We start from the raw sequence: 15,633 nt of genomic DNA, 5'->3' as shown, positions 1-15,633 counted from the left end.
CTTTGTGTTTTCAAAACTATTTCAAATCAATTTCTTCATAGTCTGGTGAGATACCAACTGGTTTAGGAGTTCCCGAGTTTGTAATTCCTTTTTCAGATTCAAAAATATAAAATTTCGTCGTCCCTCTTTCAGTAACAAACGTACATTGCTTCCTTCCAGAGAGTTCACTTGTAAACATTCTGTAAGCATTTGTTCCATCTGTTATTTTAACAAATTGCTCATCTGAAGTAATGAGAATGAATCTGTAAGTATACGGATAATCGATAATTCTTATCGTTGGAACATTGCTATTATACGGAACGTCAAAAACTACGTAAAAATTCTTTGATTTATTTGGAATAGTATAAGTACTTTTAGGAAAGCTCAATCTTACTTCCGTTGATTCAAAAGAAGTATCAGTACTGTATCTGATAGTGACAGTTCCTTCGATACTTATGTTTTTAGACTCTTGAGCATTAAAAGTACCACCAAATCCATTAACAAATGACGAAATTTTAGTTTCAGAGATACTGTAATCAACACCTCCTATAGAGATTTTAATCTCTATACGTGTTTCATCGATTTTTACATCTTGAAATTTACTGATACCGGAATTTAAGAATTCTCTTGGCAAACCGTTAATAAAAAATTGTACATTATACTGTCTTTGATTAGTTCCGGTAATCAGTTGATTCAGTAAAAAACCACAGCTGCTGAACAAAACCGGAACTATAACAATAATAGATAAAAGTACAACTATTCTTTTCAAATTTTCTCAACCTCTTTCTTAGTTGATTTAATTGTATTTAATCATTTGAAATTAACGTTTGTTACAATTACAACGTAACCATTTTGTTCGTGGTAATCCACCTTAACCTTTTCTGGTGGTATGTTGAATTTTCTTGCTATTGTTTCAATTACTGCGTATTTTATATCTTCGGAATTAGCTTCAAACTCTTCAACAGGTATCATTCTCACTATCTCTCTTCTTCTTGTAAGCATTGTTTCAAGTCTTTCAGCAGCTTCCTCTTTTGGAGATTTTATATTTTTGTGTTTTTTCTTCTTGAATATATCGATAATCCACATCGCTCTCACCTCTTCTTAAATACAGAAAGTAATGAAGAGAGAAATCCTTTGGAAACACCTTTGAGGTCTTCTTCTATTGGTATGTCTTCCCCCTTAACCCTCTTCACTATATTCTCAAAACTCTTTCCTATTACAACTCCATCTTCAAGTACAGCAGGAATTCCTTTGTTCGTTGCTATAATAACTTCTTCCGAGTCAGGAATTACACCGATAATCCTCATTGCAAGGGCTTTTTCAACATCTGTTTTATCCAACATTTCCCCACGTCTTGCCATGTGTGGTTTAAATTTATTTAAGACAATATACATTCTATCTTCGGAGAATCCGTAGTTCTCAAGTAATCCAATAACTCTATCGGCATCAGAGATTGCAGGTAATTCTGGAGTCGTAACAATAAATGCAGCCTCTGCAGGTGCAACGGAGTTCCTGAATCCCCTTTCAATACCGGCAGGAGAATCTATAAGTATGTAATCAAAATCATCGTAAAGCTCTTGAACGATCCTCTTCATATCTTCTGGAGACATCATCTCTTTAGTTGCAACTTGTGATGCTGCAAGAAGATATAGATTTTTCAATTGCTTATGTCTTACAAGAGCTTCTTTTGCCGAAACAGTACCATTGACAACATCGAACGATGTGTATATAATCCTGTTTTCCAAACCTAAAACAACGTCAAGATTCTTAAGACCTATATCAGCATCTATAAGACAAACTTTCTCACCCATTTTCGCGAGTGTGCAACCTAAATTAGAAGCGAAAGTCGTTTTACCGACTCCACCCTTACCGGAAGTTACAACAAATACTTTTTGTTTACCCGCCATCACATCCCACTCCCCGTAATTTACTCGTTTATTCCAAGCTTAGCATAGTAAACTAATTCTGCTTCGATGAACATGTCAATTTCTCCGTCCATCACAGCTTCGATGTTTCCAGTTTCAACATCTGTTCTATGGTCTTTAACCATAGTGTACGGCTGGAAGACATAAGAGCGAATCTGATTTCCCCAGCTGATATCCCTTAACTCTCCTTGAATTTGCTCAATCTGTTTTCTTCTCTTTTCAAGTTCAAGTTGGTATAACCGTGCTTTTAACATCTTCATAGCTGTTTCTCTATTTTGCAACTGCGAACGTTCCGTTTGACATGTAACAACTATACCGGTTGGCAAGTGAGTAATCCTTATCGCAGACTCCGTTTTGTTAACGTATTGTCCACCTGCACCACTTGCTCTGTACGTATCAACTCTTAAATCCTCTGGTCTAATTTCTATATCTATATCATCCTCTATTTCAGGGAGTACGTTTACAGAAGCAAAAGACGTATGCCTTCTCTTATTTGCATCAAAAGGTGAAATACGCACAAGCCTATGTACACCACGTTCGTACTTAAGATATCCATAAGCAAAATCACCTTTTATATACAGCGTCGCACTCTTTATACCCGCTTCTTCGCCTTCTTGATAATCAACCAATTCTACAGAAAAACCTTTTCTTTCTGCCCAACGCATGTACATCCTTAAAAGCATAGATGCCCAGTCTTGCGATTCGGTACCCCCAGCACCTGGGTGTATAGAAAGATACGCATTAGAACCATCGAATTTTCCATTAAGTATCAAAGCTAATTCAAATTCCCTTATCTTTTCACCAACTTCATCAACTATTTGTTCCAGATGCTCTTGCATAGAAGGATCTTCTTCGGCAAGTTCAATACCAACTTCAATATCTTCAAACAAAACTTTAATCTTTTCCATGTCTTCGACTATCCTTCTAATCCTCTGAATTTCTCTATTTATCTGCTGAGCTTTCTTTTGGTCGTTCCAAAAATCTGGTTTTAACGTCTCTGATTCAAGTTCTTTGAGCTTTTCCTTCTTATCTTCAGGGTGAAAAACTTCGATAATATCATCATACTTCTTCTTAAGCTCATCGATTCGTTGTTTCATCTCATAAGTAATCACAACTTACACCTCCAACTTTACCATCACTATCCGTTATTTTATACTTGTATAAATCAAGTATCCCATTATTGCCAAAAATACAGTCAAAAAAGTCAAAGTAATTTCTTTTGTGTATGTATACGTGCTTGTGTCTATAATTACATTAGCTTTCTTTTCAACCTGGCTGATTCCATCAGATAACAAAACACTGACGGTATATGTACCGTCCTTATTTCCTCCACCGTCCCATTTTATCTCAGTTGTTCCGGGTTTAACAGTCAAACTTTTTTCTAATACTATTTTACCAGAAAAATCAGTTATTTGAAGTGTCCCTTCTGCACTTCTTGAAGAATAAATCTTAATGTAACACTCATCATCTTTCCAATCACCATTCGGTGAGAATTTTTCAGGTTTTACTATAAGTTCCAAATTAAACGGTAAGGGCTTAAACTCAACCCAAATTGGCGTCTCTTTAGCGTACGCAATTGACACTTGGCTTTCCAATGTTTCATATCCAGGTGATTCAAGCCTGATTTTATAATTTCCAGTAGGTACTAACAAACTATCGCCGCGTTTTTCGATAACACCGGCTCCTTTTCCATCAAGTGTGTAAACATACACAGGGTAAACGTTTGAAAACACTGTTAGCTTTCCAAGACCCGTACCAAAAACATAAACGTACTTTGGTTGTTTTTCAACTTTAAAAATAATTTTTTCATATATTACGGACTGATTTGAGCTTACAACCCATACGGTGTGGTAGCCTTCTGAAGAAAATTGAACAACAAGCTTTCCAAAAGCATCTGTCTTTCCCGCAAAAACCTCATCTATATAAACTGTTGCGAATGGTTCTCCTGTGTATATAATTACTGAGTAATCTCCTAAACTATCTATGTTAGGTGTTGGAGTGTTTCCAAAACCAATGATTATTTGAAAACTGAATTGAGCAAATACACCCGCAAGCAAAGTAATCGAAATAATAATCGTAAATATCTTTTTCATGAATATCACCTCCTGTAGATACTATTTTATTATTATTTTTTATTTTGTAATTGTACGAATGCAAGTACCTCAGCGACTGCAACATATAATTTTGATGGTATCATCTCTAATATATCAAGCCTGAAAAGTTCTTCAACCAAATCTGGTGATTTAACGATCGGAACATTACTTTCTTCCGCCTTCTTTATTATAGCCTCGGCTAACTGACACCTCCCCTTAGCTACAACAAAGGGAGCAAAATCCTTCCCCATTTGATATTTTAAAGCAACGGCTAACTTCTCCGTGCAATCATCTTTCGAATTCATATTTGTACTCATACTCACACATACGCTCCCTCTGAAAAACCCTCAAGTTTTATAGACACTATCTGAAAATGTTTTCTCAAAGATTCTTCCAGATACTGTACATTTTCTGGAAATTTTTCAAAATACAAAACCACGGAATTTTGAATACCGTCTTCAACCTTACCAAAAATTTTGTTGTCTTCTAAAAAAACATGAAATGTACTGGTTTTTCTATCCATAAAGATTATTGTTCCACTATCACTTTTCAAACCGTACCTACCAGACAACACATTCAAATATCTTTCAAACTTTCTATCTTCATCATCCAAATCTTTACCGGAAAGAAGCTTTTGAATTCTCAAAATAAATGGATTGCTTATTTCTATTCTCTTTGATATTTCTTCAAGAAACAAAGCAACGGCTACAGAAATCGTATTCATGTGCTTAAACTTCAAACCAGAAGTAATTCTTTCGGAAATCTCGACAAACTTTACATTAGGAAGTTCTTCAAACTCACCGGGTTTTTTGGCAACAACTTTCGCCAAATAATCACCTTTTCCAAAGTCCTTAACCTCAATCTTTGTCCCTTCCTTTGGAGGCTTCTTATCACTCTTTACTATAAACTCTCCATCTCTTGTTCTTACTTTTACATACTTTCCATAGGATTCAAGCACAAATCCATAGGCTCTCATCTGATGTTTAAACCTCCAAATTTACACTTTACTAGACTCTATCTATATATTTGACCAATCATTTAGCATGGACCGTTGAGAACTTTTCCAATACCTCTTCGACCTCACAGAAAAATATGTAGCTATCTTCCTTTTCGTTGTATATATACCTTTCAGAAATTTTTTCAAAAAATCCATTCTTAAATTCAACGACTATCGTGGAATCTCCAATAGTTGCCTTTTTAACTCCCATTTTCCATAACAGTACACGTAACATTCCATACTTCAAAAGGTTTTCGACACTGTTTGGAATCTTCCCAAATCTATCTTCTAACTCAAGTTTTATATCCATTAATTCATCAATACTTGTTGCTGAAGCTATTCTTCTGTAAAACCTCATACGTTCGAAGGGATCGTATATATAGGCTTCTGGTATTATTATACTACCAGGTATACCTTCTAACTCCGTATCTACCTTGCTAATCAATTCACCTTTGCTTTCTTTTATTGTTTCATCAAGCAATTCAAGATAATAATTCAAACCGATATCGTTAATATAACCATGTTGTTCAAGTCCAAATACTGCACCAATACCTCGAATTTCCATATCTCTCATCGCTATCTTCAATCCACTTCCAGGTCCAACGTAAGACTTTATCGCGTACAACCTTTCAAGTACCTTATCGTTAACATGCTTTGGATGGAAAAAGTACGCAAAAGATATCTTATCACTCCTTCCAACTCTTCCCCTGAGCTGGTATAACTGAGCAAGTCCATATCTGTGAGCATCATCAACTATCAACGTATTTGCGTTTGGAACATCAACGCCATTTTCAACTATTGTAGTGCACAAAAGAACATCTGCCTTACCATGGAAAAACATATCGATTGCCCTCTTCAATTCGCTTTTAGATTGTTGACCGTGACCAATGACTATCGATACCTCAGGTAGAAGCTCTTTTAACCTTTCGTACACATCGTATATCGTATTCACTCTATTGTGTACATAAATCACTTGTCCTCCTCTGTTTATTTCACGAAGTATCGCTATCCTAACAATCCTATCGTCGAAAGGTCCAATATGTACCTGCACTTCCTTTCTTCCAAATGGAGGTGTTTTAATTTCAGAAAATTCTTTCAATTCAGAGAGTGCCATGTGAAGTGTCCTTGGTATCGGCGTAGCACTCATAGATAAAACATGGACATTTACTCTAAGCTTTTTGAACTTCTCTTTCTGTTCAACACCAAATTTTTGCTCTTCGTCAATTACAACAAGCCCTAAATCAGCGAAAACCACGTTATTTAAGATACTATGCGTGCCAATGAGTAAGTCTATCTTTCCATTTTTCACATCGCGTAATATTTCTTCTCTTTCCTTCTTTGTCACAAACCTATCAAGCAGCGCAACTCTTATACCGAACGGCTTAAACCTTTCAGCGATATTTTCGTAATGTTGTCTTGCAAGAACAGTTGTTGGAGCTAACAATGCCGCTTGTTTACCTGAGACAATTGCTCGAAATATAGCTCTAATTGCTACTTCCGTCTTTCCATATCCGGCGTCACCAACAAGTAACCTATCCATAGGTTTTCCACTTACAAGATCTTCAAAAACATCTTGTATAGCTTTTAACTGGTCCTCCGTTTCTATATACGGAAACGTCTTCGCAAACTCACTTTCGAGCTCAGAGTCACCAGGCAAAGCAACTCCAGTTGTATTATTTCTAATGTAATGTATTAAAAGCATATCCCTTACAATCGTCTCTATATTTCTTTTCGCTTTTGATACCTTCTTTGACCATGTTCCTTTCTTTAAAGAATCCAACTTAACATTTACATCATCGCCAATATATTTATCTATCAAATCGATTCTCTCTATTGGAACGTACAAAGTCGAATCTGCAAAATTCAAAACAAGAAACTCCTTTGCACCAGAAATCGTTTCAACTTTCTTTATTTCTGTAAAGCGGGCAATTCCATATCTCTTGTGAACTACCAAATCACCAACCTGAAGCTCATCTTCAGATAAAACAGGAGCTGAAGGAATATACTCTTCTTCAATCAATAACTTTTCTTGAGTTATTGGCTGTTTTAGTTCAATTTCTTGAGCCTTCGAAAGAATATCTTCGTAGCTTATTATTCCAAATTTTTTGTATTCGTCTTTTTGATATATATCCTGTATAGAATTTCTCAATTCCCTTTCAAAAGATGAAAAATGCTCAATAACAGATTTCTTATTGTATATATAAAAATTAACATTGTAATCCAAAAACGTACCATCGCAGTATTTTCCAGTTAACTGCTCATCTATAGGCTCTAATTTTTCTATTTTTTTGAATTCTTCAACAACAAATTCTCTTGCCGGCAAAAGTAACGCACTTTCAAGCTTTTCTTGGCTTCGTTGTGTTTTCAAATCAAACCTTCTAATTTCTTCAATTAAATTACCGTACAATTCAATTCTCACGGGCATATTATCTGGTCCAAGGTAATCTATTATTTCGCCACGAATGGAAAATGTGCCACCTTCACGTACATTAAAAACCCTTTCATAACCAAGTTTTGCAAATAACTCTTCTGGTGACGAGAGCTCATCACCAGGTTTCAAATGATAGATATACTTCTTAAACTCTGAAGGTTTCATAACATAATGGAGTAAAGCCCTCAACGTTGCAATACCTTTGAGTTTACCCTGGACAGCAAGATAAAGCGCGTAAATTCTTCTTGAACGGACATACCAGGAAGGTCTTAGATTTTCATATGGTAAGACATCGTAATCAGGTATGTAATAGTAACCTTCTATGTTAGTTTCTTTTTCACTCGGTACAATCAAAATTTCGTTTGACAAAAGAATCACCCTAACATCTCAATAACTTTGTATTCAAAATCCATGCCAGCTTTCCGCTGAAACTTATTTGGATACAAAAACGTATATATATCACTTGCAAGCAAATCTCTCTCAAATTGCCAAATGTATAACGACTCATCGATTTCCCAGCTAACCTTTCCTTCGGCAATTTTCTTCTTTGCTTCTTCAAGCACGTTTCTATACAAAGACGCAGTTGAAATAATTGGCACCTTTGAATTTTTTTTCATCGCTTTCAACAACTCTCTTCCCCTTTTGGTAAAACCAAGGACCCTCAAATACTGTGGTCCTTTTTCGTTACTTAACTCAACAAAAGACTTTTCCATGTCAAACAACACATGAAAAATAGCTCTTCTAATGCGTGAATATGTAAATCTTTTAGCTTTCACTCTTTCAACAAAATCTTGCAAGTTTCCGCTTTCTCTTGCGCTTTCGTAAAACCTCAAATCGAGTCCTTCGTTAAAACTATAAATCCTTTCAAAATCTTCGCGTTTTAATTTCCTAAACATCGCTATAACAAAATCAAAATATTCAAGGAAAACTGGCCCCCTACCTTCAGAAAACTCTCGCTCAAGAATTTTGAAGGTCCATTCCGGTAAAGCTTCTTTCGTTTGTTCAAATTTATTCTCTTTTATAGCCTTTCTCACCGCGCTCGCAGATGAAAATTTCCCTTTAAATTGCTCATCATTGTAGTCAGCACCAATTCTTTTGATAACATGCGGCTGGATATCACTGGAATACTTTATTAAGGCTTTGATGTATTCTATTCCCAGTATATCGTTAGATTTTGACAATTTCTCAACATCGTTACTCAAAACATCCATCAAAGCGTACTTTCTTGCGTTTGGATACGAATATCCCATCTTCAAATGTCTCTTAAAAGTTTTCTCAAACTCAGGTGTTTGGTTAGTGAGAAGATTAGCAACTTTTCTAAGAAAAGTTACATCTCCACTCTCACTACCGAAGACTATATCGGTAACAACCCCTGTTCTATCTAAAACGCCGACTGAGCCTAAAGCGAAACCACCAGCATCTTGAATAGCATAAACAACAGGTAACTCAAAAACAACGTCAACACCATTTTTCAAAGCAATTTCTGTTCGTGCAAATTTATTTACAATCGCGGGTTCACCACGTTGGCAAAAGTTGCCACTCATCACCGCAACAACATAATCTGGATTTATAAGCTTTTTTGCTTCTTCAAGATGATGCAAGTGTCCAAAATGAAATGGATTATACTCTACAACTATTCCAAGTACTCTCATACTGTTTTACTCCTGGTGCGAAAATTCTTTTCTTAACACTGTAAATTGCAAAGCAAGCAATATCAAATTGTACGCAAAATAAATAGCTGAGAGATACATCATTTGAATATTATTTCCATGTTCGCCTAAAAGATCTATGCCTATCCATGTAGGACCTGTGAAAGCAAGCTTGTAAACTTGGACACCCAAAGCCGCAGCTGAAATCATAAACGCTAAAATTATGTGAAAAGAAGCATTCCCACCAATCGCTTTAGAAAAAGGATAAGTACTTGTGAAAAAACCACTTACTGTAATTGCTATTAAAACAAACAACAGAAATCTTGAATCAAGAAAAGTCAAACCAGTCAAATTAGAGACAATTGGTGCTAAATACATAACACCGACATAAACTGTCAAAGAAATAAACCCAAAAACAAAAGTTATAAATCCAACTAATATCAAAAAAAGGTATTCGCCTTTGCCTATCTCAACCCTTTTTCTTGCTAAATCGCCTCTTGCAATTACATGTTTTTCACGTTTTTCGACCAATTTATCTACCTGCATGGTTCAACCTCCTCGAGTATCTAAAAAGCTTTATATAAATAATGCATACCAATTATACCATGATTTTTTATAAACATAAGCTTTTAAACACAAAGTAAGGAATTCTCAAACTTTCAAATACCAATTTGGTGGATTTAGGCTTTTAGCAAATTTAACAATTCTTAGATAGGTGGTATAATTAAAATTGATATTCAAAAAACATTAAATATACAAAAGGTGGTGTTATCAAATGCTTAGCATGTTTACAGATACAACATTTAGAGATGGACACCAATCACTTATAGCAACACGTATGAAAACTTCAGAAATACTTGGCATAATCGAAGAAGTAGATAGCATAGGTTTCCAAGCGTTTGAAGTCTGGGGTGGAGCAACATTCGACGTCTGTGTAAGGTTTCTAAACGAAGACCCATGGGAGAGAATAAGGGAAATAAGAAAAAGGTTAAAAAACGGAAAAGCCCAGATGCTACTTAGAGGTCAAAATTTAGTTGGCTACAGGCATTATGCCGATGATGTAGTTGAACTTTTCGTCAAAAAAGCCATTGAAAATGGTGTACAAGTAATAAGAATATTCGATGCGTTAAATGATATAAGAAATTTGGAAAAAAGCATAGAGGTAGCTCTAAAATGTGGAGCACACGTTCAAGGAGCAATTTCGTATACAACAAGTCCTGTCCACACCGTCGAATACTATTTAGACTACGCACAACAGCTTGTTGATAGAGGTGTAAATTCATTATGTATAAAAGATATGGCGGGACTTTTGACACCAAAGATGGCAGGTGAACTTGTCAGTCAATTAAAGAAAAAATTTGACTTACCAGTTGAAGTTCACACTCATGCAACAGCGGGACTGGGAGAACTTGCTTATTTATCAGCTTTTCTTGCTGGTGCTGATATAGTTGATACAGCGATATCTCCTTTTGGAATGACAACAAGTCAACCAGCGTTTGAAGCTATATATTATTCATTCTCAGAATACAAAAAATTACCGGAAATAGATTGGAAAAAGATCGACAAAATAGTAAAATACTTATGGGATGTAAGGAAAAAACACGAAAACTATGATGTGAAAATGTACAGTATAGACCACAGAATAATAACATCGCAGGTACCTGGCGGCATGTACTCAAACCTTGTCAAACAATTATCTGAGCAAAAACTGCTCCACAAATTAGATGCCGTACTTGAAGAAATACCTAAAGTTCGCGCCGACCTTGGCTATCCACCACTTGTTACCCCTACAAGCCAAATCGTTGGTGTCCAAGCAGTTTTAAACGTTATGACAGGTGAGAGATACGCAAAAGTTACAAGAGAAGTAAAAGATTACGTAAAGGGTTTGTATGGAAAACCACCCGCTCCAATCAACGAAGAACTCATACAAAAAATCCTCGGTGATGAAAGACCGATAGAAGGCAGGCCGGCCGATTACATAGAACCAGAACTCGAAAAACGCAGAAAAGAAATAGGTGTTTTAGCAGAAACAGATGAAGAATTATTAATATACGCCATACTTGGTGAAATTGGAAAACAATACCTCAAGAAAAAATACGACGAGAAAATACAGGTTGATTGGACATTAGTCGAAAACTTTGAAGGAGGTTATCCAGTTTGATTATTGGAATTGGAAATGACATAGTTGATATATCAAGAATTGACTTGAAACTTTCTGAAAGAATACTAACTGAGGAAGAAAAAACAAATAAAGCTAAAGTAACCCATGAGTACTTAGCTGGAAGGTTTGCATTAAAAGAAAGCTTTTTTAAAGCACTTGGTACGGGATTAAACGGTCATTCGTTCAAGGATATATCTTTTCTCAATAGAGAAGACGGCAGTTTATACATAAAAATCCACAAATACCATATGGCAAAATTTGGCACTTACAACTTTGTACACGCAACACTCTCACACGACAAATTCGCAATGGCAAATACCATACTTGAGAAAGAACAAGGAAAAATATTTATAGCAATTGGAACTAATCTTGGAGATAGAGAAAATAACATAAAAAAAGCTATAAAAGAACTTGAATATATCTCAAAAATAGTTAAAATATCAAGTATAATAGAAACAAAACCTTACGGAAAAACAGACCAACCAGATTTTTTAAATTGCGTTGTTGAAATCGATACGAAACTTCCACCTGATAAATTAATGGAAACACTACTTGAAATCGAGAAAAAATTAGGACGCGTCAGAACAGAAAAATGGGGACCGAGAATAATAGACTTAGACATACTCTTTTACGGCAATCTTGTCATAAGAAACGAATTATTAACTGTCCCACATTATGACTTTCAAAATAGAGACTTCTTCATAAACCCAATGAAAGAAATAGCGCCAAATTTCGTTCATCCAATATTACTTAAGAAAATCGATGAATTTTAGAAAAAATTAGAAGCCTCAGAGGTGAGCTTCGTGGAAGACAAAAACGCAAAAAATGAGACACAAGAAACATTAGATATTCTTGAAATAGAAAAACAAATAGATCTGGCGATAGAAGATGAAGATTACGAAAAGCTTAACACATTACTCGATCAAAGAGAAAAGTTACTCCCTATATTACCCGAAAATACACTACGAGAAATCTACGAAAGAGATTTAAAACGTCAAGAAAATCTAAAACAAAAATTCGAAGAACTAAAAAGCCTAACTAAAAACATTGAAGATGGCAAACGTATGGTCCAATCGTACATACAACAGGATGATAAAGGTCAGATATTAAACAGACAAGGATAAACCTTAATCAACGAGAAAATTTGAAAGGGGGACTATTATACTATGGATGAAAAATTCGAACAAGCAAAAAAAAGATATGAAGAGGTCGTTAAAAAATCAATATCAAAAGTTCCTGAAAGAAAAGAAACTTTCTATTCAACATCAGGATACGAAATAAAAAGGCTATACACACCCGAAGATATAGCCAACCTTGATTATGTTGAAGACCTAGGTTTCCCTGGTGAATACCCATTTACACGTGGTGTTCAACCAACAATGTACCGTGCAAGGCACTGGACGATGAGACAATACGCCGGGTTTGGTACCGCGGAAGAATCAAATAAACGCTACAAATATCTACTTGAGCAAGGGCAAACGGGACTTTCTGTTGCATTCGACCTTCCAACACAGATAGGCTATGACTCAGACGACCCCATGGCAGAAGGCGAAGTCGGAAGAGTTGGCGTTGCAATAGATTCACTCGAAGATATGGAAATACTCTTTGATGGTATACCATTAGACCAAGTAAGTACATCAATGACCATAAATAGCACCGCGATGATATTACTTTCGATGTACATAGCAGTTGCTGAAAAACAGGGCGTATCACAGGAAAAACTCAGTGGAACAATCCAAAACGATATCCTCAAAGAATACATCGCACGTGGCACATACATATACCCACCAGAACCATCAATGAGACTAATTACAGATATATTTGAATACTGTTCAAAATACATGCCAAAATGGAACCCAATAAGCATAAGTGGGTACCATATAAGAGAAGCAGGTTCAACAGCCGTGCAAGAAGTAGCCTTCACATTGGCAGATGGAATAACATACGTTGAATCAGCAGTCAAAAAAGGACTGGATCCAAACGTATTTGGTAAGAGGCTCTCATTCTTCTTCGCTGCGCACAACAACTTCTTAGAAGAAATAGCGAAATTCAGAGCCGCAAGAAGACTATGGGCAAAAATTATGAAAAATAGATTTGGTGTAACTGACCCAGAAGCAATGAAACTCCGCTTCCATACTCAAACGGGTGGTTCCACACTTACAGCACAACAACCAATGAACAACATAATAAGGGTCACAATCCAAGCACTTGCCGCCGTTCTCGGTGGTACGCAATCGTTACATACAAACAGCTATGACGAAGCATTAGCTCTACCAACCGAAGAATCAGCAAGAATTGCTCTCAGAACACAACAGATAATCGCCTACGAATCAGGTGTTGCTGATACAATTGACCCATTAGCGGGTTCATACGTAATAGAAGCTATGACAAACGAGATAGAAAAGAGAGCCATGGAATACATCGAAAAAATAGACCAACTTGGTGGAATGGTTAAAGCCATAGAAATGGGATATGTACAAAAAGAAATCCACGAAAGTGCATACAAACACCAACTTGCAGTAGAGAAAGGTGAAGAAATAATCGTTGGAGTAAACAAATTCACAATAAAAGAGGATTTAAAACAAAAAGAAGTTTTAAAAGTCGACCCAGAACTTGAACAAAAACAAAAAGAAAGACTCAAAAAACTCAAAGAAAAAAGAGACAATGAAAAAGTAAAGAAACTCCTCAATAAAATAAAAGAAGTAGCAGCAACAGATGAAAATCTCTTCCCATACGTACTTGAAGCAGTAAAAGCATATGCCACCGTTGGAGAAATAAGCAACGCATTAAGGGAAGTATTCGGAGAATACACTGAAACAGTCATAGTTTAAAAATAAATTAATTAATTGATTAAAAGGAGGCGTATAAACATGGAAAAGGGTACATTTGAAATCAAAAAAGGCTTTGCTGAAATGTTCAAAGGTGGCGTCATTATGGATGTTACCACAGCAGAGCAAGCAAAAATTGCAGAAGAAGCAGGAGCAGTTGCCGTCATGGCGCTTGAAAGAGTACCAGCGGATATAAGAAAAGCTGGTGGAGTTGCGAGAATGGCAAGCATCGCAAAAATAAAAGAAATAATGGAAGCAGTATCCATACCAGTAATGGCAAAAGTGAGAATTGGTCACATTGCGGAAGCAAGGATACTCGAAGCGCTTGGTGTTGACTTCATAGACGAATCAGAAGTTTTAACACCAGCGGATGACAAATACCATATCAACAAACATGAATTCAAAGTACCATTCGTATGTGGTGCAAGAAACCTCGGAGAAGCATTAAGAAGAATATCCGAAGGCGCTGCAATGATAAGAACAAAAGGAGAAGCTGGAACAGGAAACGTTGTAGAAGCCGTAAAACACATGAGAACAGTCATGTCGGAGATAAGAAAAGTTCAAAACTTGCCGTATGAAGAAATAGTGACATACGCTAAAGAAATAGGCGCACCTGTTGAATTAGTATTGCAAGTTAAAGAACTCGGTAGATTACCGGTTGTCAACTTCGCGGCAGGTGGAGTAGCAACACCAGCAGATGCCGCATTAATGATGATGCTTGGCGCAGACGGTGTATTTGTAGGAAGCGGAATATTCAAATCAAAAGACCCAATGAAAATGGCTAAAGCAATAGTTATGGCTGTAACATATTGGAACGACCCAGAAATGCTCCTGAAAATTTCCGAAGATATTGGCGAGCCAATGGAAGGATTGGAAATTGAGACATTAGAAGTCAGACTTCAAGAAAGAGGATGGTAAAAAATGATAATAGGAGTTTCGGGAATACAAGGTGACTTTAGAGAACACAAATGGATGATAGAAAAACTTGGACACGAATCATACGTTGTTCGCACACCAGAGGATTTGGAGAAAGTTGACGGGCTAATAATCCCTGGTGGCGAATCAACAACAATGATTCGCATAATGAAACGAATAGGGTTATTCGAAAAATTGAAAGAAAAAATACTTAACGGACTACCTGTATACGGCACATGCGCAGGATTAATTGTTCTTGCTAAAGAAATCGAAAACTACCCGCAAGAGTCGTTGGGGGTCATAGATATAAAAGTAATGAGAAACGCATACGGCAGACAAGTTGACAGTTTTGATGAAATGGTAGAAATTAAAGGATTCAACAAACCGTTCAAAGCGATATTCATAAGGGCACCAAGGGTTGATGGATGGGGACCAGAAGTTGATGTGTTATCAACATTAGATAATCACCCAATAATGCTTAGACAGAAAAATGTACTTGTCACCTCATTCCACCCAGAACTTACAGATGACACAAGGGTGCACGAATACTTTATAAAAATGGTTGAAGAATATAGAAAATAAGCAAAAACCTACCACCGGTTTTCCGGTGGTAGGTTTTTTTATAATTCACTGCACCTTGAACAAATTTTTATTG

General features: G+C 36.2%; 16 protein-coding genes. 6 read left to right on the top strand and 10 right to left on the bottom strand.

Annotation, left to right across the window (positions count from 1 at the left end):
• Positions 1-16: 16 nt before the first annotated feature.
• The 10 genes from FNOD_RS09155 to FNOD_RS09110 are packed head-to-tail and all read right to left on the bottom strand — an operon-like array spanning position 17 to position 9,620.
• Entirely contained in the window at positions 17-748 is a 732-nt protein-coding gene (locus FNOD_RS09155) for a hypothetical protein (RefSeq protein WP_011994889.1), read from the bottom strand.
• 41 nt (positions 749-789) lie between these two features.
• Positions 790-1,065, bottom strand: a complete 276-nt coding sequence (locus tag FNOD_RS09150) for a trigger factor (RefSeq protein ID WP_011994888.1) — start codon at positions 1,063-1,065, stop codon at positions 790-792.
• A gap of 5 nt (positions 1,066-1,070) precedes the next feature.
• Positions 1,071-1,886, bottom strand: coding sequence for a septum site-determining protein MinD (gene minD / locus FNOD_RS09145; protein WP_011994887.1), 816 nt, complete (start codon positions 1,884-1,886; stop codon positions 1,071-1,073).
• A gap of 20 nt (positions 1,887-1,906) precedes the next feature.
• On the bottom strand, positions 1,907-3,016 hold the full coding sequence (gene prfB, locus FNOD_RS09140; RefSeq protein ID WP_041256988.1) for a peptide chain release factor 2: 1,110 nt from the start codon (positions 3,014-3,016) through the stop codon (positions 1,907-1,909).
• A 33-nt stretch (positions 3,017-3,049) separates the two neighbouring features.
• Positions 3,050-3,997, bottom strand: coding sequence for a PEGA domain-containing protein (locus FNOD_RS09135; RefSeq protein ID WP_011994885.1), 948 nt, complete (start codon positions 3,995-3,997; stop codon positions 3,050-3,052).
• A gap of 32 nt (positions 3,998-4,029) precedes the next feature.
• On the bottom strand, positions 4,030-4,314 hold the full coding sequence (locus tag FNOD_RS09130) for an EscU/YscU/HrcU family type III secretion system export apparatus switch protein (protein WP_238374635.1): 285 nt from the start codon (positions 4,312-4,314) through the stop codon (positions 4,030-4,032).
• A 2-nt stretch (positions 4,315-4,316) separates the two neighbouring features.
• Positions 4,317-4,973 carry a hypothetical protein gene (locus tag FNOD_RS09125; RefSeq protein ID WP_011994883.1) on the bottom strand — a complete coding sequence of 219 codons (657 nt, stop codon included), beginning with the start codon at positions 4,971-4,973 and terminating at the stop codon, positions 4,317-4,319.
• Between the two features lie 58 nt (positions 4,974-5,031).
• Positions 5,032-7,803 carry a DEAD/DEAH box helicase gene (locus tag FNOD_RS09120; RefSeq protein WP_011994882.1) on the bottom strand — a complete coding sequence of 924 codons (2,772 nt, stop codon included), beginning with the start codon at positions 7,801-7,803 and terminating at the stop codon, positions 5,032-5,034.
• Positions 7,800-9,077, bottom strand: a complete 1,278-nt coding sequence (locus FNOD_RS09115; RefSeq protein ID WP_011994881.1) for a nucleotidyltransferase — start codon at positions 9,075-9,077, stop codon at positions 7,800-7,802. Before FNOD_RS09115 ends, FNOD_RS09120 begins: the two co-directional genes overlap by 4 nt.
• Positions 9,078-9,083: 6 nt before the next feature.
• On the bottom strand, positions 9,084-9,620 hold the full coding sequence (locus tag FNOD_RS09110) for a hypothetical protein (protein ID WP_011994880.1): 537 nt from the start codon (positions 9,618-9,620) through the stop codon (positions 9,084-9,086).
• A 238-nt stretch (positions 9,621-9,858) separates the two neighbouring features.
• Here FNOD_RS09110 and FNOD_RS09105 point away from each other — a divergent pair, with 238 nt between their 5' ends.
• The 6 genes from FNOD_RS09105 to pdxT are packed head-to-tail and all read left to right on the top strand — an operon-like array spanning position 9,859 to position 15,560.
• On the top strand, positions 9,859-11,235 hold the full coding sequence (locus tag FNOD_RS09105; protein ID WP_041257261.1) for a pyruvate carboxylase subunit B: 1,377 nt from the start codon (positions 9,859-9,861) through the stop codon (positions 11,233-11,235).
• Positions 11,232-12,008 (top strand): 2-amino-4-hydroxy-6-hydroxymethyldihydropteridine diphosphokinase, encoded by a 777-nt coding sequence (gene folK / locus FNOD_RS09100; protein ID WP_011994878.1) that lies wholly within the window; start codon positions 11,232-11,234, stop codon positions 12,006-12,008. Before FNOD_RS09105 ends, folK begins: the two co-directional genes overlap by 4 nt.
• Before the next feature lie 30 nt (positions 12,009-12,038).
• Complete coding sequence (locus FNOD_RS09095) at positions 12,039-12,359, top strand: flagellar protein FliT (protein WP_011994877.1); 321 nt, start codon at positions 12,039-12,041, stop codon at positions 12,357-12,359.
• 42 nt (positions 12,360-12,401) lie between these two features.
• Positions 12,402-14,066: an acyl-CoA mutase large subunit family protein gene (locus tag FNOD_RS09090; protein ID WP_011994876.1), complete on the top strand. Its 1,665-nt coding sequence runs from the start codon at positions 12,402-12,404 to the stop codon at positions 14,064-14,066.
• A 39-nt stretch (positions 14,067-14,105) separates the two neighbouring features.
• Positions 14,106-14,981 carry a pyridoxal 5'-phosphate synthase lyase subunit PdxS gene (gene pdxS, locus FNOD_RS09085; RefSeq protein ID WP_011994875.1) on the top strand — a complete coding sequence of 292 codons (876 nt, stop codon included), beginning with the start codon at positions 14,106-14,108 and terminating at the stop codon, positions 14,979-14,981.
• A 3-nt stretch (positions 14,982-14,984) separates the two neighbouring features.
• Positions 14,985-15,560: a pyridoxal 5'-phosphate synthase glutaminase subunit PdxT gene (gene pdxT, locus FNOD_RS09080; protein ID WP_011994874.1), complete on the top strand. Its 576-nt coding sequence runs from the start codon at positions 14,985-14,987 to the stop codon at positions 15,558-15,560.
• Positions 15,561-15,633: the final 73 nt, after the last annotated feature.

Origin of the sequence: Fervidobacterium nodosum Rt17-B1 (assembly GCF_000017545.1) — a bacterium.
Lineage (GTDB): Bacteria > Thermotogota > Thermotogae > Thermotogales > Fervidobacteriaceae > Fervidobacterium > Fervidobacterium nodosum.
Note: the sequence above shows the minus strand (reverse complement) of the source record. Positions and strands in the feature narration are given on the sequence as shown.

Excerpts from the sequence above, each read along its gene's own strand:
- pdxT (WP_011994874.1), top strand. The coding sequence starts at position 14,985 with ATGATAATAGGAGTTTCGGGAATACAAGGTGACTTTAGAGAACACAAA.
- FNOD_RS09135 (WP_011994885.1), bottom strand. The coding sequence starts at position 3,997 with ATGAAAAAGATATTTACGATTATTATTTCGATTACTTTGCTTGCGGGT.
- FNOD_RS09130 (WP_238374635.1), bottom strand. The coding sequence starts at position 4,314 with ATGAGTACAAATATGAATTCGAAAGATGATTGCACGGAGAAGTTAGCC.
- minD (WP_011994887.1), bottom strand. The coding sequence starts at position 1,886 with ATGGCGGGTAAACAAAAAGTATTTGTTGTAACTTCCGGTAAGGGTGGA.
- FNOD_RS09105 (WP_041257261.1), top strand. The coding sequence starts at position 9,859 with ATGTTTACAGATACAACATTTAGAGATGGACACCAATCACTTATAGCA.
- FNOD_RS09110 (WP_011994880.1), bottom strand. The coding sequence starts at position 9,620 with ATGCAGGTAGATAAATTGGTCGAAAAACGTGAAAAACATGTAATTGCA.
- pdxS (WP_011994875.1), top strand. The coding sequence starts at position 14,106 with ATGGAAAAGGGTACATTTGAAATCAAAAAAGGCTTTGCTGAAATGTTC.
- FNOD_RS09115 (WP_011994881.1), bottom strand. The coding sequence starts at position 9,077 with ATGAGAGTACTTGGAATAGTTGTAGAGTATAATCCATTTCATTTTGGA.
- FNOD_RS09090 (WP_011994876.1), top strand. The coding sequence starts at position 12,402 with ATGGATGAAAAATTCGAACAAGCAAAAAAAAGATATGAAGAGGTCGTT.
- FNOD_RS09125 (WP_011994883.1), bottom strand. The coding sequence starts at position 4,973 with ATGAGAGCCTATGGATTTGTGCTTGAATCCTATGGAAAGTATGTAAAA.
- FNOD_RS09150 (WP_011994888.1), bottom strand. The coding sequence starts at position 1,065 with ATGTGGATTATCGATATATTCAAGAAGAAAAAACACAAAAATATAAAA.